Source organism: Rhodococcus sp. NPDC059968, from assembly GCF_042738615.1.
GTDB lineage: Bacteria > Actinomycetota > Actinomycetes > Mycobacteriales > Mycobacteriaceae > Rhodococcus_F.
The window spans coordinates 17,824-38,266 of record NZ_JBHWUE010000064.1; the positions used below are offsets into that span (position 1 = coordinate 17,824).

Annotated in this window: 23 protein-coding genes and 1 pseudogene; 12 read left to right on the forward strand and 12 right to left on the reverse strand. The window is 67.1% G+C overall.

Annotated elements, in window-relative coordinates; all coding sequences use genetic code 11:
- On the reverse strand, positions 1–765 hold the full coding sequence (locus ACFWAY_RS36555; RefSeq protein WP_378453282.1) for a pirin family protein: 765 nt from the start codon (positions 763–765) through the stop codon (positions 1–3).
- 344 nt (positions 766–1,109) lie between these two features.
- Here ACFWAY_RS36555 and ACFWAY_RS36560 point away from each other — a divergent pair, with 344 nt between their 5' ends.
- The gene (locus ACFWAY_RS36560) at positions 1,110–1,289 is read left to right on the forward strand and encodes a hypothetical protein (RefSeq protein ID WP_005243850.1); all 180 of its coding nucleotides are present in this window, start codon (positions 1,110–1,112) and stop codon (positions 1,287–1,289) included.
- Between the two features lie 53 nt (positions 1,290–1,342).
- Here ACFWAY_RS36560 and couM read toward each other — a convergent pair whose 3' ends face one another.
- The 3 genes from couM to couN are packed head-to-tail and all read right to left on the reverse strand — an operon-like array spanning position 1,343 to position 3,647.
- Positions 1,343–1,816: a p-hydroxycinnamoyl-CoA hydratase gene (gene couM, locus ACFWAY_RS36565; protein ID WP_144285422.1), complete on the reverse strand. Its 474-nt coding sequence runs from the start codon at positions 1,814–1,816 to the stop codon at positions 1,343–1,345.
- A gap of 32 nt (positions 1,817–1,848) precedes the next feature.
- On the reverse strand, positions 1,849–2,739 hold the full coding sequence (gene couO / locus ACFWAY_RS36570; protein WP_378513953.1) for a 4-hydroxyphenyl-beta-ketoacyl-CoA hydrolase: 891 nt from the start codon (positions 2,737–2,739) through the stop codon (positions 1,849–1,851).
- Positions 2,736–3,647, reverse strand: a complete 912-nt coding sequence (couN, locus tag ACFWAY_RS36575; RefSeq protein ID WP_378513954.1) for a 4-hydroxyphenyl-beta-hydroxyacyl-CoA dehydrogenase — start codon at positions 3,645–3,647, stop codon at positions 2,736–2,738. The genes couO and couN overlap by 4 nt, the downstream gene beginning before the upstream one ends.
- 114 nt (positions 3,648–3,761) lie before the next feature.
- On the opposite strand from couN, the gene couR reads away from it, so the two are divergent.
- The 5 genes from couR (at position 3,762) to ACFWAY_RS36600 (ending at position 8,867) form a co-directional block, all read left to right on the forward strand.
- Positions 3,762–4,202 carry a MarR family transcriptional repressor CouR gene (couR, locus tag ACFWAY_RS36580; RefSeq protein ID WP_009478157.1) on the forward strand — a complete coding sequence of 147 codons (441 nt, stop codon included), beginning with the start codon at positions 3,762–3,764 and terminating at the stop codon, positions 4,200–4,202.
- Between the two features lie 6 nt (positions 4,203–4,208).
- On the forward strand, positions 4,209–4,685 hold the full coding sequence (locus ACFWAY_RS36585; protein WP_378453285.1) for a DUF3237 domain-containing protein: 477 nt from the start codon (positions 4,209–4,211) through the stop codon (positions 4,683–4,685).
- A gap of 6 nt (positions 4,686–4,691) precedes the next feature.
- Entirely contained in the window at positions 4,692–5,600 is a 909-nt protein-coding gene (locus ACFWAY_RS36590) for a LysR family transcriptional regulator (protein WP_378513955.1), read from the forward strand.
- 172 nt (positions 5,601–5,772) lie between these two features.
- Positions 5,773–7,101, forward strand: a complete 1,329-nt coding sequence (locus ACFWAY_RS36595) for an MFS transporter (RefSeq protein WP_378513956.1) — start codon at positions 5,773–5,775, stop codon at positions 7,099–7,101.
- Positions 7,098–8,867 carry a CocE/NonD family hydrolase gene (locus tag ACFWAY_RS36600; protein WP_378513957.1) on the forward strand — a complete coding sequence of 590 codons (1,770 nt, stop codon included), beginning with the start codon at positions 7,098–7,100 and terminating at the stop codon, positions 8,865–8,867. The genes ACFWAY_RS36595 and ACFWAY_RS36600 overlap by 4 nt, the downstream gene beginning before the upstream one ends.
- 43 nt (positions 8,868–8,910) lie before the next feature.
- On the opposite strand, the gene ACFWAY_RS36605 is transcribed toward ACFWAY_RS36600, so the two are convergent.
- The 7 genes from ACFWAY_RS36605 to ACFWAY_RS36635 all read right to left on the reverse strand — a co-directional run bounded on the left by ACFWAY_RS36605 (position 8,911) and on the right by ACFWAY_RS36635 (position 14,835).
- Complete coding sequence (locus tag ACFWAY_RS36605; protein ID WP_378453288.1) at positions 8,911–9,486, reverse strand: DJ-1/PfpI family protein; 576 nt, start codon at positions 9,484–9,486, stop codon at positions 8,911–8,913.
- A gap of 29 nt (positions 9,487–9,515) precedes the next feature.
- Positions 9,516–11,054 (reverse strand): p-hydroxycinnamoyl-CoA synthetase, encoded by a 1,539-nt coding sequence (gene couL / locus ACFWAY_RS36610; RefSeq protein ID WP_378513958.1) that lies wholly within the window; start codon positions 11,052–11,054, stop codon positions 9,516–9,518.
- 54 nt (positions 11,055–11,108) lie between these two features.
- Positions 11,109–12,437 carry a p-hydroxycinnamate MFS transporter gene (gene couT, locus ACFWAY_RS36615; protein WP_378513959.1) on the reverse strand — a complete coding sequence of 443 codons (1,329 nt, stop codon included), beginning with the start codon at positions 12,435–12,437 and terminating at the stop codon, positions 11,109–11,111.
- Positions 12,438–12,563: 126 nt separating this feature from the next.
- Positions 12,564–13,730, reverse strand: a complete 1,167-nt coding sequence (gene couH, locus ACFWAY_RS36620) for a dihydro-p-hydroxycinnamoy-CoA dehydrogenase (protein ID WP_378513960.1) — start codon at positions 13,728–13,730, stop codon at positions 12,564–12,566.
- Positions 13,731–13,847: 117 nt separating this feature from the next.
- Entirely contained in the window at positions 13,848–14,003 is a 156-nt protein-coding gene (locus ACFWAY_RS36625) for a DUF6131 family protein (protein ID WP_005263616.1), read from the reverse strand.
- A gap of 31 nt (positions 14,004–14,034) precedes the next feature.
- Positions 14,035–14,241, reverse strand: a complete 207-nt coding sequence (locus ACFWAY_RS36630) for a hypothetical protein (RefSeq protein ID WP_073362474.1) — start codon at positions 14,239–14,241, stop codon at positions 14,035–14,037.
- Between the two features lie 57 nt (positions 14,242–14,298).
- Entirely contained in the window at positions 14,299–14,835 is a 537-nt protein-coding gene (locus tag ACFWAY_RS36635; protein WP_378453292.1) for a hypothetical protein, read from the reverse strand.
- Between the two features lie 128 nt (positions 14,836–14,963).
- Between ACFWAY_RS36635 and ACFWAY_RS36640 the strand changes: the two are divergent.
- From ACFWAY_RS36640 to ACFWAY_RS36655, 4 genes and pseudogenes are all read left to right on the forward strand, one after another.
- Positions 14,964–15,161: pseudogene (locus ACFWAY_RS36640) on the forward strand (LysR family transcriptional regulator).
- A gap of 32 nt (positions 15,162–15,193) precedes the next feature.
- Positions 15,194–15,634, forward strand: coding sequence for a LysR family substrate-binding domain-containing protein (locus ACFWAY_RS36645; protein ID WP_378513961.1), 441 nt, complete (start codon positions 15,194–15,196; stop codon positions 15,632–15,634).
- A gap of 534 nt (positions 15,635–16,168) precedes the next feature.
- Positions 16,169–16,798 (forward strand): alpha/beta fold hydrolase, encoded by a 630-nt coding sequence (locus ACFWAY_RS36650; RefSeq protein ID WP_378453293.1) that lies wholly within the window; start codon positions 16,169–16,171, stop codon positions 16,796–16,798.
- 31 nt (positions 16,799–16,829) lie between these two features.
- Entirely contained in the window at positions 16,830–17,726 is an 897-nt protein-coding gene (locus tag ACFWAY_RS36655; RefSeq protein ID WP_378513962.1) for an alpha/beta fold hydrolase, read from the forward strand.
- Position 17,727: 1 nt separating this feature from the next.
- Here ACFWAY_RS36655 and ACFWAY_RS36660 read toward each other — a convergent pair whose 3' ends face one another.
- On the reverse strand, positions 17,728–18,315 hold the full coding sequence (locus ACFWAY_RS36660; RefSeq protein ID WP_378513963.1) for a phosphoribosylanthranilate isomerase: 588 nt from the start codon (positions 18,313–18,315) through the stop codon (positions 17,728–17,730).
- Positions 18,316–18,382: 67 nt separating this feature from the next.
- Here ACFWAY_RS36660 and ACFWAY_RS36665 point away from each other — a divergent pair, with 67 nt between their 5' ends.
- Positions 18,383–19,687, forward strand: coding sequence for an alpha/beta hydrolase (locus ACFWAY_RS36665; RefSeq protein WP_378513964.1), 1,305 nt, complete (start codon positions 18,383–18,385; stop codon positions 19,685–19,687).
- Positions 19,688–19,714: 27 nt separating this feature from the next.
- A complete protein-coding gene (locus ACFWAY_RS36670; protein WP_378513965.1) occupies positions 19,715–20,440 on the forward strand; it encodes an ABC transporter substrate-binding protein in 726 nt (241 codons plus the stop codon).
- Positions 20,441–20,443 lie beyond the last annotated feature (3 nt).

A 20,443-nucleotide genomic window follows, 5' to 3' on the forward strand; every position in this document is an offset into this window, starting at 1 on the left:
TCACCCGCCGAGGCGGGCGTGCATCTCCCAGACGAGGACCTCGGCGCCGGAGTGTGAGGTGAGCTGCTGGCCGCCGGAGGCGCTCAAACGGACGGCGTCCCCCTCGTACAGGGTGCCGACGCCCTCCATCTCTGCGGTGCCCCGGGCGACGAAGACGTGGAGAAACGGCGCTTCGGGAAGCGTCACCGATGCGCCGGGGAAGAGTCGCGCGACATGCAGGGCCGCGTGCCTGTTGTTGATCCGGATCGCCGAATTGTCCTTGTATTCAGGCATTCCGGACGCAACGGGCACGAGCCCGCCCTTGAGGATCTCGTCCTCGATCTCGAGTTGTTCGTAACCCGGAGCGAGGCCGGCTTCGTCGGGTACCACCCACATCTGGACGAAATGCACCGGCTCGTGGTGCTGCTCACCGTCGAGGCGCCAGCTGTCGTTCTTCTCGGAATGCATGATGCCCTTGCCTGCGCTCATGCGTTGCGCAAGGCCGGGATAGATGATGCCGGAGTGGCCGATCGAATCCTGATGCACGAGCGAGCCGCGCAGCACCCACGTGACGATCTCCATGTCCTTGTGCGGATGCGTGTCGAATCCCTGACCGGGGAGCACGGTGTCGTCGTTGTTCACGAGGAGCAGCCCGTGGTGTGTGTTGTCGGGGTCGTAGTGCTGGCCGAAGGAGAAGGAGTGCTTCGAATCCAACCAGGAAATCCTGGTTTTCAGCCGATCGCCGGCGCGATGCACATAGACGTGAGGGGTGGTCACTGCCGGCATATCGGTCCTCCTTCGGGTGGTACCCGGTCCAGAGTACGAGGTGCCGGCTGCGGGTACTCGCGAGACGGTGTCGATTGTGCATCGAATTCGTCGCCTCCCGGCAGCGGTGGAGGACCCGCGGCGAAGACGAAATGAGGTTGCGCAGTGCGACATTGGAGTGCCGAGCGCTCGTAAGACGGTGTTCGGCAACAGCTTTCACCGACGGTCGAAAATGTGTAAAAGACGGGCGTCCAGTTCGTGCCGCCGCGAATGCCCGCTTCGGCCGGGCCCGCGGCGTACAGTTCGAATTGTGCGTCCGGAAGTCGCAGGATTTCCGGCACGTCGCACCCAGCGGAAGGAGCGTGATGAAGGCGAATTCGGATCGGCACGATCAGCACCTCCCCGAGCACCAGCGGATCGCAGACCTCGTCGACGACATGGAAGACCGGCTGGTGGCCGAGCGCGAGGCGAAGGGAATTGCAGGCAACGCGTCCGAGCGGAAGCAGGCGGAACAGGTCGAGCCCGACGATCAGGCTCCCGAATAGCAGCTGTGAGTACTTGTTAACCGCCCGCGGTTAACAAGTACTCACAGGGCAGGTCACTCGAAGAAGCGGTACACGGCCTCGACGACTACCGCGGGACGCTCGCTGCCCTCGAGTTCGATCTGCCCGGCGACGGTCACCTGGACGCCACCCTTGGGCAGTTCCTCGACGGACTGCAGCGTCGCGTTCAGCCGGACGCGTCCCTCGGCGGGTACGGGGTTGGTGAATCGGACCTTGTTGAGACCGTAGTTGACGGCCATGGTCACGCTGTCGACGGTCAAAACCTCGTCCCACATGGGGATGATCAGCGACAACGTGAGGTAGCCGTGCGCGATGGGCCCGCCGAACGGGCTCTCCGCCGTGGCGCGCTCGGGGTCGACGTGGATCCACTGGTGATCGTCGGTGGCGTCGGCGAATGTATTGATCCGCTGCTGCGGGATGTCGATCCACGAGCTGGTGCCCAGCGGCTGGCCTTCGAGTGCGGCGAGGTCGGCGAGGGTGGCGACCCGGGTGGTGGTTGCGGTGGTCACGATAGGTCTCCTGGTGGTTCGGTGGGGCCGGGTCAGTGTTTTATGCCGAGGACGCGCAGCGCGTTCTGCTTGAAGATCAGCGGCGCGACCTCGGGTTTGATGTCGAGGTTCTCGAAGTCCTTGATCCAGCGGTCGACCTGGATGACGGGGAAGTCGGACCCGAACAGCACCTTGTGCCGGAGCATGCTGTTCGCGGCCTTGACCAGCTGCGGCGGGAAGTACTTCGGCGACCACCCGGACAGGTCGATGAAGACGTTGGCCTTGTGGGTGGCGATGGAGATCTGCGAGTCGACCCACGGCACGGCCGGGTGGGCCATGATCACGGTGAGGTCGGGGAAGTCGGCCGCGACGTCGTCGAGCAGCATCGGGTCGGAGTAGCGCAGTTTGATGCCGTGCCCGCCCGGCAGGCCGGCACCGATCCCGGTCTGACCGGTGTGGAACAGGGCGGGGACCCCGGCCTCGCTGATGGCCTCGTAGAGCGGGTAGAACCGCCGGTCGTTCGGTTCGAAGCCCTGCATGCTGGGGTGGAACTTGAACCCCTTCACGCCGTAGTCGTCGACGAGTCGGTGGACGCGCCGCACGGCGGCCTTGCCCTGCCAGGGGTCGACGGATCCGAACGGGATCAGGACGTCGTTGTGGCGGGCCGCGCCCTCGGCGATTTCCTCGACCGAGTTGGTGGGGTGTCCGCTGGCCGAGGCCGCGTCGACGGTGAACACGACCGCGGCCATGTTGCGGGAGCGGTAGTGGTCGGCGATCGCGTCGATGGACGGGGTGCGTTCCTCTCCGGACTTGAAGTACTTCTCCGAGGCGGCCATCAGTTCGTCGTCGAGGGACCGGTGGCCGCAGCCGTCGATCTCGACGTGGGTGTGGATGTCGATGGCGTCGATCTTGTCGAAGTCGATGCCGTACTCGTAGCGGCTCACTTCGCCATCAGCTCCTCGGGGAACTCCTCGCCGACGGACTGCACGGACTCGCCGAACGCGGCCGTCCACTGGGCGGCGATGTCGTCGGCCGACCAGCCACCGTCGTGGTACTCGACCGCGGTGAGGTCGGGGTGCGACCACAGCGCGAGGCGGTCGCCACCGACGGCGAAGGCCTGCCCGGTGATCGCGGCTGCCGCGTCGGACGCGAGGAACGAGATGATGCCTGCGGCGTCCTCGGGGGTGCCCATCCCCACCTCACGGCGGATGATGTCGGGCAGCGGCTCGCCGTTCTTCATGCCCTCGATGTAGGGGGCGAGGAACGGGACGGTCTCGGTCATCGCGGTCGCGGCGACGGGGCAGACGGCGTTGGCGGTGATGCCCGCGCGCTGCAGTTCCAGCGCCCAGGTGCGGACCATGCCGACGATGCCGGACTTGGCGCCCGAGTAGTTGGTCTGCCCGAAGTTGCCGCGCTGGCCGGCGGGGGAGCCGATGCAGATGATGCGACCGCCGTCGCCCTGCTCGCGGAACTTCAGGACGGCTTCCCGGACGCACGTGAACGTGCCGCGCAGGTGAACGCCCACCACGGCGTCGAAGTCGTCGTCGGTCATCTTCCACAGCACCTTGTCGCGGAGGATGCCGGCGTTGGTGACCATGAGGTCGAGGCGTCCGAACGCGTCGACCGCGCCGGCGACCAGCTGCTGGGCGGTCTCGGTGCTGCCGACCGGGGCGACGACGGCGACGGCCCGGCCACCCGCGGCGGTGATCTCGGCGACGGCGGCGTCGGCGGTGGCCTGGTTGACGTCGTTGATCACGACCGCGGCGCCGTGCCGCACCAGGTCCTTGGCGTATGCCAGTCCGAGGCCCTGTCCGCTGCCGGTGACTACGGCGACTTTGTTGCTGAGGTCCATGTCGTGATTCTCCTAAGGTCGTGTTCGCTGAATCACACGTAATCATTGATGATTGAGAATGTCAATGATTAAGATCTGCTACTCTACCGGCAGTCATCAGAAGGGGGTCGTCGCATGGCGGAGTCGCAGGCGTTATCAGACGACATCGGGTTCCTGCTCTCGCGCGTCGGCGGAATGGTGCTGGGCGCGGTGAACAAAGCCCTCGTTCCCACGGGTCTGCGAGTGCGCTCCTATTCGGTCCTGGTCCTCGCCTGTGAACAGGCCGAGGGCGTCAACCAGCGCGGAGTGGCCGCCACCATGGGTCTCGATCCCAGTCAGATCGTGGGGCTGGTCGACGAACTCGAGGAACGCGGACTCGTCGTGCGCACCCTCGACCCCTCGGATCGCCGCAACAAACTGATCGCGGCCACCGAGGAAGGGCGCCGGCTCCGCGACGACGCCAAGGCGCGTGTCGACGCCGCTCACGGACGCTACTTCGAGGGCATCCCCGATACGGTCGTCAATCAGATGCGGGACACGTTGCAGAGCATCGCCTTTCCCACCTTCGTCGAGTAGGGCGCGATGACCGACCTTCTTGCACCGGCCCCGCCCGGCATGTCGTTTCTCGCCACGTTCGTCGTACAGGTTGCCGAGCCGGTGGAGATCGGGTCCACGCCCGAAGGCGCACGTCGCATCATCCCCATCGTCGGTGGCCGGGTCGAGGGCCCCGAGCTGCGGGGCACCGTGTTGCCGGTGGGGGCGGACTTCCAGTTGCTCAGCTCGCCCACGCTCACCGAACTCGAGGCCAAGTACGCCATCGAGACCGATGACGGCGACCGCATCTACGTCACCAACTTCGGGCTTCGCTCGGGCACCGCGGAAGACATCGCCCGGCTGGTCGACGGCGAGCCCGTCCCACCCGAGCGCATCTACTTCCGCTGCACACCACGGCTCACTGCCGCCGAGGGCCGGTGGTCGTGGCTGCGCTCGCGGATCCTCGTCGGCACCGGCGAGCGCCTTCCCGGCGAGGTGCGCCTCACGGTGTTCGTGGTGGACTGACCGGCCGTGGAAATCCGCTGGATGAAGTCGTTCGTCGCGGTCGCCGAAGAACTCAACTACGGCCGGGCGGCCGAGGTGCTGCACATCGCGCAACCGGCCGTGAGCCAGCAGGTGCAGCAACTCGAGAAGCGCCTCGGAGTGAAACTGTTCGACCGCACCACGCGATCGGTCCGGCTCACCGCGGCGGGGGAGCGCTTCCTGCAGCCGTGCAAGGACGCGCTCGCCGGGATCGATCGCGCCGTCGATTCCGCGGTGATCGCGGATCCGGCGGTCGAGGGTCGCGTCCGGGTCGGTTTCAGCGGCGCCTACGGGCAGACCGAATTGTCCTCTCTGGCACGGTCGGTGCGCCGTCGGTACCCCCTGATCGATCTCGTCCTCGACGGGGCGACGGTCAGTGGGCAGATCCTCGAACAAATCTGGGAGGGGCAACTCGACCTCGGCATCGTCTCGGACGCGGTGTCCCACCCCCATGTGCTCACGCGGCAGATCTCGGTGGAGTACCTCAGTGCGCTGCTCCCCAGCGATCACCCACTCGCCGAACGGGAGTCGATCGACCTCGCGGAACTGCGCGACGAAACGTTCGTCGCGAATCCCGCCGCCACCGGATCGACGCTCCGCCGCGATCTGCTCGCCGCGTGCCGGGATTCCGGGTTCACGCCGAACATCGTGCAGGAGACCACCGACGGTATCGTGCTGACCGCCCTCGTCGCGGCGGGGGTCGGTGTGGCGCTCGTGCCGGGTGACGTGCAGACGTATCCCAATCGGGTGGTGCTCGTTCCCCTCGATACCGGCCGATACGAAGTCCGGGCCGCGCTGGCCTGGTCGGACCGTCCCGTGTCGCCCGTCGTGCAGACGGTTCTCGACCTCGCCGCCGAGGTGCTGCCGTCGCCGGACGCCGTCCCCGACGAGCAATAACGATCGCTTATCAATCGGTGCCGATACTGCTCTTGGACGGTGATCGGTTTCTTTGGCAGAGTCTCCCTCGGCGGCAGCGGATGTGACCTGGACAACTCCGATCCCCGGTGCCGCACCCGCCTCGAGGCCTCTCCGAACTCCCGGATGCCCTTCACATTCAGGTAGGAACCACATGACTTCCACATTCGACGGCCGCGCCGTACGCGCCGACACGAGCGTCCGCTCGCCCCACGCGCGCCGGGCAGCCCTGGCCTCCTTCGTGGGCAGCACACTCGAGTACTACGACTTCTTCATCTACGCATCCTTCTCCGCGCTCGCGTTCAACACCCTGTTCTTCCCGGATCTCGGTTCGTTCTGGGGCACCATCGTGTCGATGGCGACCATCGGGATCGGTTACGTTGTCCGACCTCTCGCGGCCCTCGTCTTCGGGCACTTCGGGGACACGCTCGGCCGTAAGCGGATGCTGGTGGTGACGCTCGTGATGATGGGCGTGGCCACGTCGCTCATCGGCTGCCTGCCGACGTACGGGGCGATCGGCGTCGCGGCGCCGATCCTGCTGGTACTGCTCCGGGCCGTCCAGGGTGCGTCGGCGGCGGGCGAGTCGGCGGGAGCCGCGTCCCTGGCGCTCGAACACGCACCCGCCCATCGCCGGGCGCTCGCGGCCAGCTGGGTGAACACCGGCGCCGCCGCGGGAATGCTGCTGGCATCGCTGGTCGTCCTCGTGTTCTCCGGACTGCCCGAGGAGGACGCCTTCCTCCGCTGGGGATGGCGTATCCCGTTCCTGCTCAGCCTCTTCGTCGCACTCGCCGGGCTCGTGATCCGCCGGATGCTGCCCGAGAGCGAGGTGTTCGAGGAGGCCGTGTCGAGCGACGAGCCCAAGGAGATGCCGGCGAAGGTAATCTTCCGCGACCACTGGCCGAGCGTGCTGCGGGTCGTGGGTTGTGGACTGTTCGCGGTGGTGTCCACCATCTTCAGCGCCTTCGCCCTGTCGTGGGGCACCCACGAGGCCGGTGTGTCCCGGACCGTCATGGTCGGCGCGACCGTGCTCACCGCCGCACTCGCGCTCGTGGCCCAGCCCGCCGCGGGGATCCTCGCCGACCGGATCGGACGCAAGCCGATCTTCATCACCGGCAACCTCGTCTGCGCCGTCGCCATCTCCGGATTCTTCTTGGCGGTCAGCCAGCGTTCGACGGCCCTGATCCTGATCACGGCGTGCGTCGTGATGGTGGCCGGCTACTCGCTCGTCAACGCCGTCGGTCCCGCGCTGTACGCCGAAATGTTCGAGACGCGCATCCGGTATTCGGGGATGGCGATCTCGGGGCAGCTGGCGCTGGTGGCGACCGGATTCGCCCCCACCATCGCCGCGGCCCTCGTCCGGCCCGGACCGAACGGCTGGATACCGGTGGCCGTGTTCACCGCGTGCTGCTGCCTGGTCAGTGCACTCACCACGCTCACTGTCCGCGAAACCTACCGGATCAGCACCACCGACCTCGGCAAATGATCGAACTCCCGTCGAAAGTGACCGAACCTGTGAAACACGATGTACTGATCGAGAACGATGTCGAGGCGACGATGCGGGACGGGGTGGTTCTGCGCTCGACCGTGTACCGCCCGGCCGGATCCGGACGCTTCCCGGTTCTGCTCACCCGCACCCCGTACGGCCGCGACCTGTCCGTCAACTCGGGATACCTCAACCCCACCACAGTCGCGGCCGCCGGATTCGTCGTGATCATGCAGGACGTCCGCGGCAGGTTCGGTTCGGACGGCGAGTTCGTACCGTCCGAGAACGAAGGTCCGGACGGCTACGACACGGTGCAGTGGGCCGCCGCACTGCCCTACTCGACCGGCGCCGTGGGCATGTGGGGACGGTCGTACTTCGCCGAAACCCAGTGGCGTGCAGCCCAGGAGAAGCCGCCCGCCCTGCGCGGCATCGCCCCGGGCATCTCCGCCGGCGGCAATGCGCGGTCCGGTGGGCTCGTGCGCGGCGGCGCGGTGGAATTCGGTGCCCGGCTCGGGTGGGGGCACCTGTCGGCCGGACCGGCCGAGATCGCGAGACTCTCCGGGACCGATCCCGCACGCGCGGAAGGTGAATGGAAGTCGTGGGCGCGGATAGATCGGGCGATGTCCGAGGACGCGTTCTTCGACACCCTGCCCGTCCGCGACATGGCCGTCGACGCCCCGGCGTTCTTCGCGTCGCCGATCGTCGAATCGCTCGGATTCCCGATCGATCACCCCACCCGGGACCTGTGGGACAGCGCCAGCGACCGGGCCGTCGACCTTCCCTCACTGCACATCGGCGGGTGGTACGACATCTTCGTGAACAGCACTCTCGACCAGTACTTCGGCCAACTGGCACACAGTGATTCCGGGGCGGCCCCCGCGCCGTACCTGATCGTGGGCCCCTGGAGTCACACCAACTTCTCCGGGCTCGGTGGGTCGGTCGTGTTCGGCAGTCCCGCGAACCAGGCGGTGCTCGACTCGGGTCAGGACCTGTCGTCGGTTCACGCGCAGTGGTACGCGTCGGTGCTCGGCGGCGAGGAACCCGCCATGCCCCGGGTCCGGATCTTCGTGATGGGTGAGAACCGGTGGCGGACGTATGACCGTTTCCCGGAACCCGCGCGGACGGCCGAACTCTTCCTCGCTCCCGGCGGAACCCTCGGCGCGGACCCCGAGGTGACCGAAGGACGTTTCGAATACGACTACGACCCGGCGGATCCTGTGCCGACGGTCGGTGGGGCGACCATGATGCCCGGAACGTTCGCGCCCGGCGCATTGGAACAGAGCCGCGTCGAATCCCGCGACGACGTCCTCGTGTTCACCGGTGCCGCACTCACCGAGCCGTTGACCGTGATCGGCCGAGTGTCCGCGACACTGTTCGCGTCGTCCAGCGCGGTCGACACCGATTTCGTCGTGAGACTGTGCCGGGTGACCGCGGACGGCACGTCGATCACGCTCACCGACGGCATGGTGCGGGCCCGCTACCGCGACTCCTACCGGACCCCCGGGACGTACACGTCCACCGAACCGAGCCTGCTCGTGCCCGGGGAGGTGTACGAGTACGCGATCGACCTGTGGTCCACGGCCGTCACCTTCCAGCCGGGTGAGCGGATCCGGGTCCAGGTGACGTCCAGCAACCATCCCCGCTGGGACCGCAACCTCAACACGGGCGAATCCGCCTTCGGCTCCGCAGAGTTCGCCGTGGCGCACCAGACCGTGCATACGGGACCGCGTTACCCCAGTCGCGTGTCGCTCTCCGTGGTGCGCTGACGCGCCTGTGAGTACTTGTCAACCGCCCGCGGTTAACAAGTACTCACGGCTCGTACTGGATGTATCGACGCACGTCGCGCGCCCGCTCCGCTCCGGCGAAGCGGGCGACGAGGTGCAGTGCCATGTCGATACCCGCGGAGACACCGGCCGAGGTGATCACGTCGCCGTCGTCGACGAACCGATCGTCCGGCCGCACGTCGATGGTGGGGTCGATCTCCGCCAGCAATGCCAGTGACGCCCAATGCGTCGTAGCCGGCCTGCCTTTCAGCAGGCCGGCTTTCGCGTAGACCAGGGAACCCGTGCACACGCTGGTCATCAACGGAACGTCGGCGCGCTGCCGACGCACCCAGTCGAGATGGGCGTCGTCGAGCAGTTGTGGCCGCGTGCCCTGACCGCCGGGATGGATCAGCACGTCGAGCGGCGGCGCGTCGGCGTGGGAATGATGAGCGCCCAGGACGAGGCCCTTGGCGCACTGCACACTTCCGCCCGACGCGGAGAGGCAGGACACCGCGTATCCGTCGTCGGGGTACATGCGCGTCCACGCGGACAGCACCTCCCACGGTCCGACGGCGTCCAACTCCTCGACGTCGTCGAACAACACGATCCCGATGTGCTTCACCCTGAAATGCTACCGCCCGTGAGTACTTGTCAACCGCCCGCGGTTAACAAGTACTCACGGGCGGTGGTTCGCAGGTCGGGTTTGCGGATCTTGCCGGTGGCGGTGCGGGGGAGTGCCTCCGCGATCTGGATGAACGTGGGAATCTTGAACCCCGCGAGCTTTTCTCGCAGCCGGGCACGCACCGTCTCCCCGTCGAGTAGCGTGCCGTCGGCGGCGACGACGAAGGCCATACCGGTCTCACCCCACTTCTCGTGGGGGACGCCGATCACCGCCGCCTCCCGGATGCCCTCCAGTTTCAGCAGCGCGGCCTCGACCTCGGCGGGGTAGACGTTCTCGCCGCCCGAGATGTACATGTCCTTGTAGCGGTCGCAGATGAAGAGGAAGCCTTCGTCGTCGAAGTATCCGGCGTCGCCGGTGTGCAGCCAGCCGTCGACGATCGTGCGGGCAGTCGCCTCGGGCTGATTCAGGTAGCCGAGCATCACGTTCGGGCCCTTGGCGACGATCTCGCCGATCTCGTTCGGTTCGGCGCTCGACCCGTCCGGGCGGACGACGTCGACGTCGGTGAAGAACGTCCGCTTGCCGGCGGAACCGATCTTGTCGCGCACGTCCGCACTCGACAGCATGGTCACCGACGGCGCGGTTTCAGTCAGGCCGTACGCCTGCGCGATCGCGACGCCGCGCTCCTGCCACGGGGAGATCAACGCTTCGGGCAGCGGAGCCCCCGCGACGCAGATGGCCCGCAGGCTGGACAGGTCGGCGTCCGCGAATCGGGGGTGGTGCCAGAGTTCCTGGATCATCGTGGGGACGGCGAAGAACGTGGTGATGCGTTCCTTCTCGATCGTGTCGAGGACGACGCCGGCATCGAACTTGCGCAGAAGCACCACGGTGCCACCGTTGAGCAGCGTCGGTGTGACGGCGCCGCCGATCCCGCCGATGTGGAACAGTGGCGCCACCGACAGTGTGCGTTCCATCGACGTCATGTCCTGGGCGAGAAGCTGGTTCAGTGCGTTCCACAGCATGTTGCCGTGGCTGAGCATGACGCCCTTCGGTGCGCCGGTGGTGCCCGACGAGTACATCAGCACGGACAGGTCGTCGAGGCCCACGTGCTCGTCGATGCGGGTGTCCGGCTGCCCGGCCCGCACGCCCTCGTACGTGAGGGTGGACCACGAGCCGCCCAGGCCGATCCACGTGGTGACGGGGGTGTCCGACTGCGCCAGCTCCTGCGCGACGTCGGCCTGCTGATCGCCGAAGATCACTGTGGTGCAGCGTGAATCGCCGAGCACGTAGCGCGCTTCCTCGGCGGTGAGGCGTGCGTTGAGCGGGAGATACGTGGCGCCGAGCAGCCCGGCCGCGAACATCACCTCGAGCGCCGCCGGGTCGTTGAAACCGAAGAAGCCGACGCAGTCACCCTTCTCGACGCCGAGGGCGCGCAGACCGTGCGCGAGCCGTCGTGTCCGCAGGGCCATCTCCTCGTACGTGACGGCCTGTCCGTCGAAGACGAGCGCCTCGTTCTTCGGTGTCATGGTGATGCGGCGCTCGAGCCACGAGCCGATGCCTTCGTTGTCCATGGTGACTCCTCGTTGTCTTCGAAACTACTCTCGAGCTTGTGGCGGGGTGGTGTGTCAGGCCGACGGGGTGTCGGCGCTCAGGTCGTTGTCCTTGCTCTCCTTCGTCGCGACGAGGAAGACGGCGCTGACCACGCACAGTGCGATGATGAACAACCCGACCGGGAGGATCGATTTGCCGGACGACGCGAACAGCGACGCCAGGATGACGGGGGTGAATCCCGCGCCGATGAGGGTGGCCAGCTGGTATCCGAGCGAGGCTCCGGTGTAGCGCGCCCGGGTGCCGAACTGCTCGGAGATGAACGCGGCCATCGGACCGTAGGTGGCCGAGTGGCAGATGGTGTAGCCGACGAAGGCGAGCGCGATGAACGGGAACTCTCCCGTGCTGAGCAGCAGGAACAGTGGGTAGACGCTGAGGATCATCGCGCCGAGTCCCGCGAGCATGACCGGTCGGCGGCCGATCCGGTCGGACAGTCGCGCCGATCCGAGGACCAGGAAGATCGCGCAGAACTGGCAGAAGGAGAACGCCAGCAGCGCGTCGGACCGCGGGGCGCCGCTCGACACGGCGTAGGTGATGGCGAATGTGGTGAATGCGGTCTGCATTCCGAAGCTCGCGATGCAGCTCATCGACGCCACGACGACCGCGCGGGGCCGCTTCAGGATGGTGACGATAGGCGGGGTGGTCTCCTTCTTCGCGGATTCCTTCAGCGCCGCCGTGAACAGCGGGCTCTCCGACACCTTGGACCGGATGAACAGGCCGAGGGCCAGCATGAACGCGGAGATCAGGAACGGGATACGCCAGCCCCACGTCAGGAACTGCTCGTCGGGGAGGAGGGACACGGCCGCCAGCGCGAGCGTGCCGAGCAGTGCGCCGGTCGGGGCGCCCGCGTTGGTGAACGCTGCGGCGAAACCGCGCTTGCCGGATTCGGCGTGCTCGAGCGACATCAGCGCTGCGCCACCCCATTCGCCGCCGACGGCGAGTCCCTGGCAGACGCGGAGGATGACGAGGATCACCGCGGCCCAGGAGCCGATCATCTCCGGTGGGGGAATGAGCCCGATCGCGAACGACGCGGTACCCATGACGGTCATCGAGATCAGCAGCATGGCCTTGCGGCCGCGGGTGTCGCCGAAGTGACCGAAGACGATTCCGCCCAGGGGGCGCGCGACGTAGCCGGCGGCGAACGTTCCCATCGACGCGATGCTCGCGGCCAGGGGGTCCAGATCGGCGAAGAACACCGGTCCGAACACGAGGGACGCTGCGGTGGCGTAGAGCAGGAAGTCGTAGAACTCGATGGTGCTGCCCAGGTAGCTCGACAGGATCACCCTGCGAACTTCCTTCTTGCGTTGGGTGGCCGGCATGGTGCCGGCGGTGGCGGTGACCGTCATCGATACTCCTTGGCCGAGCGTGGGACAACAGAGCGGATCGCGTGTGTAGCGCGGATCACAATTAAACATTAATCATTGAACTTGTCAATGGAAGAGATCGCCAACGCTTCTGTGGTAATCCACCCATCAGGCACGCGTGAGCTTGCGCCCGATGATTTCCTTCATGATCTCGGTGGTGCCGGCGTAGATCGGCCCGCCGCGGCAGTCGAGGTAGTCCTGGGCGACGTCGTACTCGCGCATGTATCCGTAGCCGCCGTGCAGTTGGACCGCGCGCTGGACGACGCGTTGCTGCAGCTCGGTGATCCACCATTTGGCCATCGCCGCGGTTACCTCGTCGAGCGTGCCGTGTGCGGCGTCGAGGATGCAGCGGTCGGTGAAGCACTGCGCGATCTCGATCTCGGTGGCGAGTTCCGCGAGGTAGAAGCGGTTGGCCTGGAAGTCGGCCACCCTCTGGCCGAACGCCGTGCGGTCGCAGCTGTACGTCAGGGCCTGGTCGAACGTGCGTCGCATCGACGCCATGGACGTGACGGCCACGCTGAGGCGTTCCTGCGGCAGATTGTGGCGCAGGTAGCCGAAGCCGTCGTTCAGTTCGCCCAGGACGTTCTCGCAGGGGACTCGGACGTCGTCGAATACCAGTTCGGCGGTGTCCTGCGCGGTCAGGCCAACCTTGTGCAGTGGTCCGTTGCGGGTGAAGCCGGCCGTCCCGTGTTCGACCACCAGTAGGCTCACGCCCTTCTTGCCCGCTGCCGGATCCGTCTTGGCCACGACGATCACGAAGTCGGCAAGCATTCCGTTGCTGATGAAGATCTTGGTGCCGTTGAGGACCAGATGGTCCCCGTCGGGAAGGGCGGTCGTGGAGATCGCGGCCAGGTCGCTACCCGCGCCCGGCTCGGTCATGGCGATGGCGCCGATCTTCTTGCCGGTGCACAAGGGCGTCAGGAACCGACGCTTCTGCTGCTCGTTCGCCAGCGAGACGAGGTACGGCGTGACGAGGTCGTTGATGCCCGACAGGCCCATCACCACGGCGGGGGCCCCGACGCGGCAGAGCTCTTCGATGACGATGGCGTTGAAACGGAAGTCGTCGATACCGCCGCCGGCGAATCGTTCCTCGACGTTGATCCCGAGGAGCCCGAGCTTTCCGGCCTGACGGTAGACGTCCCGGTCGACCTGTCCCGCATCGGCCCAGTCGCGAAGATGCGGGGCCACGTCACGTTCGGCGAACCGGCGCACCGTTTCCCGGAACGCATCGTGATCGGCGTCGAAGATGGTCCGTTCCAGTGCAACCGAAGACATGCAAGGTTCCTTTCGTCGGCAACGCGTGCGACGCACGCGTGCATACCCGAAAGGAACCTATCTATCAATCATTGATAATGTCAATGGTTGAGATTGTCCGGCCGATGAGCGCCGGTGTCAATACCAGTACTTCCGCCCGCCGACCGCGCGACCCGTCGTACCCAGCAGCAGAAGCACGAGGCCGATGACGAGGAGGATGATTCCGATCGTCGTGAGGATCGAGATCCCCGCGACGAGGCCGATGACGAGCAGGATGATACCGAGAACGATCACGGTCTTCCCTCTTTCGGTTGACGGTCTGGAACTACTGACTCGGTTGCGGCACTTCACAATCGATCTTCGGGTTCACGCCCGCGTAGTTGAGTGGGCCGGCGAGCACGGTGACCGCGATCGTTCCGGCGCTGGCGCAATCGGCCGTGGCGTCCTTGAAGTAACCGCGCTGCCACACGGCAACCGCGCCGATGATCAGCCAGATGATCACGATGAGCGTCACGAGCCGTCCGATACGCATTTCCGACCTCCCGTGTGGGCACCGGTGCCAGTCCGGTGCACGTGTCGAACTCGAACGCTATGTCGACGACGTGTCGGTCGGCTTCGCGTGTGCTCCATGGGTATTCGTGGAGTCCGTGCCGTTTGGGCGAGCGTTGGCGGGACCTGCATCGGTGGTTCGGGCGTCGGTGGCCCGGGCATTAGTGGGCCCCGTTCCGGTGGTTCGGGCGTCGGTGGCCCTGGCATCGTTCGGCGGAGTGTCCGTCTTCTTGACGTCGGGATCGAGCTCGTCGGCCCGCTGCCACTCGTGCTTCAGGTCGTCACGAGACGTGGTCGCCGTGTTCTTGTGCGTCTGCGCATCGACCTGCAGTCTCTTGGCCTCTGCCGCCTTGGCCTCTGCTTCTGCTTGGGCCCTCCTGGCGTTGGCCGAAGTCTCCTCTGCGATCGCCTCGCGCTTCTCGACGACGGACGTCTGCTCCTGCGCCTTCGCGCGGATGCTGTCGGCCTGCTGACGGTTGCGGTCGTTCCGCTTGCGCGATGCCGCAACGGCCAGCGCGATCAGGGCGAGAACGACGACGATCGCGACGATGATCCAGATGACAGTCATGGTGTCCATTGGTTGCTCCCAGCGGTTGTGTTTTTAAAGTACCCCGCGCCGAAACCCGGCAAACAGACCGAGAGCCAATCGCAATCAACCGTCGAATTTCGGCACGACATCAGGGTGCGAGCATGGAGATCCGCTGGATGCGCGCGTTCCTCGCGGTAGCCGAGGTGTCGAATCACGGCCGGGCCGCCGAGTCGTTGCACATAGCCCAGCCCGCGGTCGGCCAGTAGATCCAGCAGCTGGAGAGGCATCTCGGAGTGAAGCTGTTCGACCGCGGTACACGACCGATTCGGCTGACCGCCGCGAGCGATTTCTCGAGCTCTGCCGGGCCGCGCTGAAAGCCGTTGCCTGGGCCGAGCAGTCGGCGTCGGTGGCCGATCCCGCTGAGGAGGGCCGCGTACGTGTCGGATTCAGCGGTGCCTACGGCCAGTCGAAACCGCCTCTGTTCGCCCGCACCGTGCGCAAGAGATATCCGAAACTCGAGCTGGTTCTCGACGGGGCGAGACCGAGCGGGCTGATCCTCGACGACATCTATTCCGGCAAGCTCGATCTCTGTTTCGTCTCGGCGGCGCTGTCGTATCCCGAGATCCGGACGAGAGGGATCTCGATCGAACCACTGGGGGGCGCTGCTCTATGCGATCATCCCCTGGCGAAACGCTCGGAGATCTCGCTGTCCGAACCGCGCGACGATCCGTTCGTCACCAACCCTGCGGCTTCGGGATCCACTCTCCGTCCGGGCGTGCGGGCTGCGTGCCACGCCGCGGGGTTCACACCGGAGATCGCGCAGGAAACGTCCGATGGAACACGCTGACCGCACTGTTGGCGGGCGGCGTGGGCCGACAGGCCCCTGACACCGCTGCAAGAGACCATCCTCGCGCTCGCGGAGGAGCTCATGCCGACGATCGACGAGTTCGACAAGCAGATCTTATCGAAAGTATGCCAAGTTGATCTTGGACCGTGATGAACGTGTTTGGCGAGCGTGCCCGTGCGTCAGCCCCGCAAGGCGGCTTTCGCAAGTTTCCCCGGCAGCCTCGTGGAGCACACGACTTCTTCATCTACGGGTCGGCGGCCGCCCTGATCTTCCCGACGGTCTTCCTTCCGTCGGAGAGTCCGGCGACCGGCACGTTGGCGGCACCGGCGACATTCGGCGTCGGGTACAACGCCCGCCCGGTCGGGGCCGCCGCCCGTGTATCTCGCCGAAATCGTCGGCGCCGTCGCCGCGTTCGTTCTCTACTTCGGGAGCATGGGTCGTGCCTCGCGCCAGCGAGCTCGCGAACCAGCTGTGCGAAGAACTGGCGGAGTTGCTCGCCCCGCAGTAGCCCGGCATTCCGTTACCGTGAATCGCATGAGCGAGTTGCTGGAACGGAACGGTGTGCGCGGACATCTCCACCGCCCCGCGGGTGACGGGGTGGCGGGGCTGGTCCTGACTCACGGAGCGGGAAGTGACTGCGACACAAAGCTGTTGCGTGCCGTGACGGACGGGTTCGTCGAGCGTGGGGTCGTCGTCCTGCGGTTCGATCTCCCCTTCCGTCAGCGCCGCGCGTCGGGCCCGCCGCACCCGTCGAGGGCGGCCGAGGATCGGGATGGCATCGCGGCCGCGGTGGCCGCGATGCGGGAGCTGGTGACGGCGCCGGTGTGGGCCGGCGGGCACTCGTACGGCGGGCGGCAGGCGTCCATGCTCGCCTCGGAGCGACCGGGTCTCGTCGACGCCCTGTTGTTGCTGTCGTACCCGCTGCATCCGCCGGCCAAGCCGGAGAAGCTCCGCACCGAGCACCTGCCCGGTCTCCGCACCCCGTCCGTGGTGGTGCACGGTTCGAAGGACCCGTTCGCGACCACCGGCGAAATGCGGTCGGCACTCGAACTGATCCCCGCACCGACGACGCTCGTCGAACTCGAGGGCGCCCGCCACGATCTGGCCGCGGACAAGTTCCCGGTGGTCGAACGGGCGGTCACGGCCATGCTCGACCTTCTGTAGGGCGGCCGCACGTGGTCGGTATGTTCGGTGAATGAGCAACGTGCAGACGGACGCGCCCCACTGGTTCACCACGGCGTTGGCGTCGCCGCTCGACATCGGCCGGGTCGACGTCGCCGGTGCACAGGTCCACTACCGTGCGTGGGGGCCGTCGGGCTCACCCGGAATCGTGCTCGTTCACGGCGGCGCCGCCCACAGCCGGTGGTGGGACCATGTGGCACCCATGCTGGCGACGGGCCGTCGCGTCGTCGCACTCGACCTGACCGGGCACGGCGACAGCGACCGGCGCGCGGAGTACGGCCTGGAGCAGTGGGCGGAGGAAGCCCTGGCGGTGGCGAAGCCGGCGGGCATCTCGGGAGCGCCGGTATTCGTCGGGCACAGCATGGGCGGAATGGTGTCCTACGTGGCCGCGCAGCTGTTCGGCGAGGATCTCGCCGGTGTCCAGCTGATCGATTCGCCCGTCCTCGCCCGCACACCGGAGGAGGAGGAAGCGCGGAAGCAGCGTGCCTTCGGTCCGAAGAAGGTCTACCCGTCCAGGGCCGAGGCGCTCGAGCGGTTCCGGTTCGTCCCGCCGCAGGACACTGCGGTGCCCGCGGCCCTGCGTCACGTGGCCGAGAACTCGATGGAGGAGGTGGACGGCGGTTGGTCGTGGAAGTTCGACTCCACGTTCTTCGCGCGCCACAGCAGTGATCACCTGGGCGGATCCGACCCACGCTGCCGCATCGCCTACTTCCGCGCCGAGAACGGCATCGTCACCGACGCCATGATGGACGGCATGCGCCGCCGATTCGGGCCCACCGCTGTGGTGGTCGAGATCCCCGACGCCGGACACCACGTGATGATCGACCAGCCGCTCGCGCTGGTCGTGGGCATCCGGACGGTGCTCGCGTCGTGGGACGTGGAAGATTCCGTGGCCGGGATGCCGGGCTGAATCAGTCGCCGGATCGGACGGCGGCGACGAACTGCTCGATCAGCTCCGCATCCTTCACACCCCGCGAGGATTCGACGCCGCTCGACACGTCGACACCCCATGCGCCGGTCGCGTCGACGGCGGCCCGCACGTTGCCGGGATGAAGTCCGCCGGCGAGGATCCACTCGCCGTCTGGTCGGCTCTGGCTCGCCCAGTCCCAGGGCACGCCTGCCCCGGCGGTCGCCCCGTCGACCAGGATGCGGTCGGCGCCGAAATCGCCCGACGTGTCACCGGCGACCACGGCACGGATCACGCCGAGCCCCGCCTCCCGCAGCCGGGCCACGTCGTCGGCGGACTTCAGGTCGTGCACCTGGACGGTTCCGAGACCTGCCGCGGCGGCGACCTCGATCACCTCCCGCACGGGGCTCCCCTTGAACACACCCACCGCGACCGTGGAACCGGTGACCCGGCGGACCAGCGGCGCGGCATCCTCGGGGGAGATCCGGCGGACGCTGTCGGCGAACACGAAACCCACGGCGTCGACGCCGAGGCGCACGGCCAGATCGACGGAGGCCTCGTCTCGCAGACCGCACACCTTGATGAATGTCACCCCGGCAATTTTACCGGTCGCTCCGAGTCGCCGACGCAGTGCGGGTTCGCGCTCTAGGCTTCGTGACGTGGAATGGCTCAGCGACCTCAGCGTGATCTCAGGGCCTCTGCCCTGGATCCTCACGGTGATCGGTGTGCTCGGCGGCGTGTGGCTGCTCGCCGCCCGCGCCCCCTGGTACCGCAGAAAAGCGATTCCGATCTGCCTGGCCGTGTCGGTGGTCGTCACCGTCGTTCTGTACGTGATGGTCGAGAAGGTGCTCCGGCCGTTCCCCGACCCCATCGAGATTTCCATCTACGTGTGGATCGGTCTGGGGCTCTTCGCGATCGTCCTGCTCGTGCCGCGGATCCGCGTCGGCCGGACGGTGAAAGCCGCCGTCGTGTCGGTTCTCGCGGTACTCGCCGTGATTCTCGCGTCCGCGACGCAGATCAACCTGGTGTTCGATGCCTATCCCACGGTGGGCACGGCTTTCGGGGCGGAGCCGTTCGACCGGGTTCAGATGAACGACCTCGGCAGCGCCACCGAGAACGTGGTGACGGGAACACCTCTCGACGCGTCGTGGACCGCCCCGCCCGGAATGCCGAGCGAGGGGCGGGTCCTGACGGCGGCCATCCCCGGAACGGAGTCGGGGTTCGCCGCCCGCGACGCCGAGATCTACCTTCCGCCCGCCTACTTCGCCAACCCGCGTCCCCTGCTGCCGGTGCTCGTGATGCTGGCCGGCCAGCCCGGTTCGCCGGAGGACTGGTTCGCCGGAGGCAAGCTCGCCACCACGATGAACGAGTTCGCCGCGAAACATGGGGGACTGGCTCCGATAGTCGTGGTGGCGGACGGCACCGGCTCGCAGATCGCGAACCCCCTGTGCGTCGATTCGAAGCTGGGCAACGTGGCCACGTATCTGGCGAAGGACGTTCCGTCGTGGGTGAAGTCGAACCTGCAGGTGAATCCGGACCCCGAGGCGTGGGCCATCGGCGGCCTCTCCTACGGCGGCACCTGTTCGCTGCAGATGGCCACCAACTATCCCGACGTGTACCCGACGTTCCTCGACATCTCGGGTCAGGAAGAACCCACGCTCGGCGACCACCAGCGCACCCTCGACGACGGATTCGGCGGTGACGAGGCGGCGTTCGAGCGGGTCAACCCGCTCGATCTGATGGCGTCGAAGAAATACCCGGATTCGGCGGGGGTCTTCGTGATCGGCAGCGACGACGACGCCTACAAGCCGGGGGCCCAGAAGGTCTACCAGGCCGCGAAGGCCGCGGGCATGGACGTGCAGTACGTGGAAGTGCCGGGCGGGCACAGCTTCGCCGTGTGGTCGGCCGGACTGGAGAAGGGAATGCCTTGGCTGGCACAGCGGTTGGGGCTGATCGGCGCGTAGGCGCTCGTCACGGCGGAGAGGGATGAGATGACGGCGGCAGCGGGGGAACTGCGGGTGGGTTCGGCGTTGCCCGACCCGCCGTTCGAGTTCCGGGACGGTGGCGCTCCGGCGGGTTTCGATGTTGAGTTCACGCGGGCCGTCGCGCAGGTCCTCGGCCTCGAATGGTCGCTGGTCCCGTACCGGGGCACCGATTTCAACGGCATCTTCGATGCGCTGGCGGACGGTGAATTCGACTGCATCGCCTCGGGAACCACCGTGACGCCACAGCGGAGGGCGCGCGCGGATTTCTGCGCTCCGTACCTCGTGTCGGGTCAGTCCCTCGCCGTCGACACCTCGCGGCATCCGGGAGTGCGCGGGGTGGACGACCTGGGCGGTCTGACCGTCGGTGTCCAGCACGGCAACACCAGTCAGCCGATCGTGGAGAAGCTGGTCGCGGAGGGCCGCGTGGGCGCGATCCGGGTCTACGCGTACGACCGGATCGGGCAGGCCCTCGACGACCTGTCCTCGGGCGGGTGCGATGCCGTCATGAAACTCGCGCCTGTCCTCACCTGGCTCGTCCGGGACCGCCCGCACGTGGAAGTGGTCGAACGGGGAATCTCCCGCGAGGAGATCGCCGTCGCCGTCCGCAGGGGTGATCACGCGCTGCTCGAACGCATCGAGTCGGCGCAGCGCACCCTGGCCGCGGACGGCACCCTCGACCGGCTGAGGTCGGAGTGGCTCGACATCGGTGAAACGGGAGGTGGCCCGTCATGACAC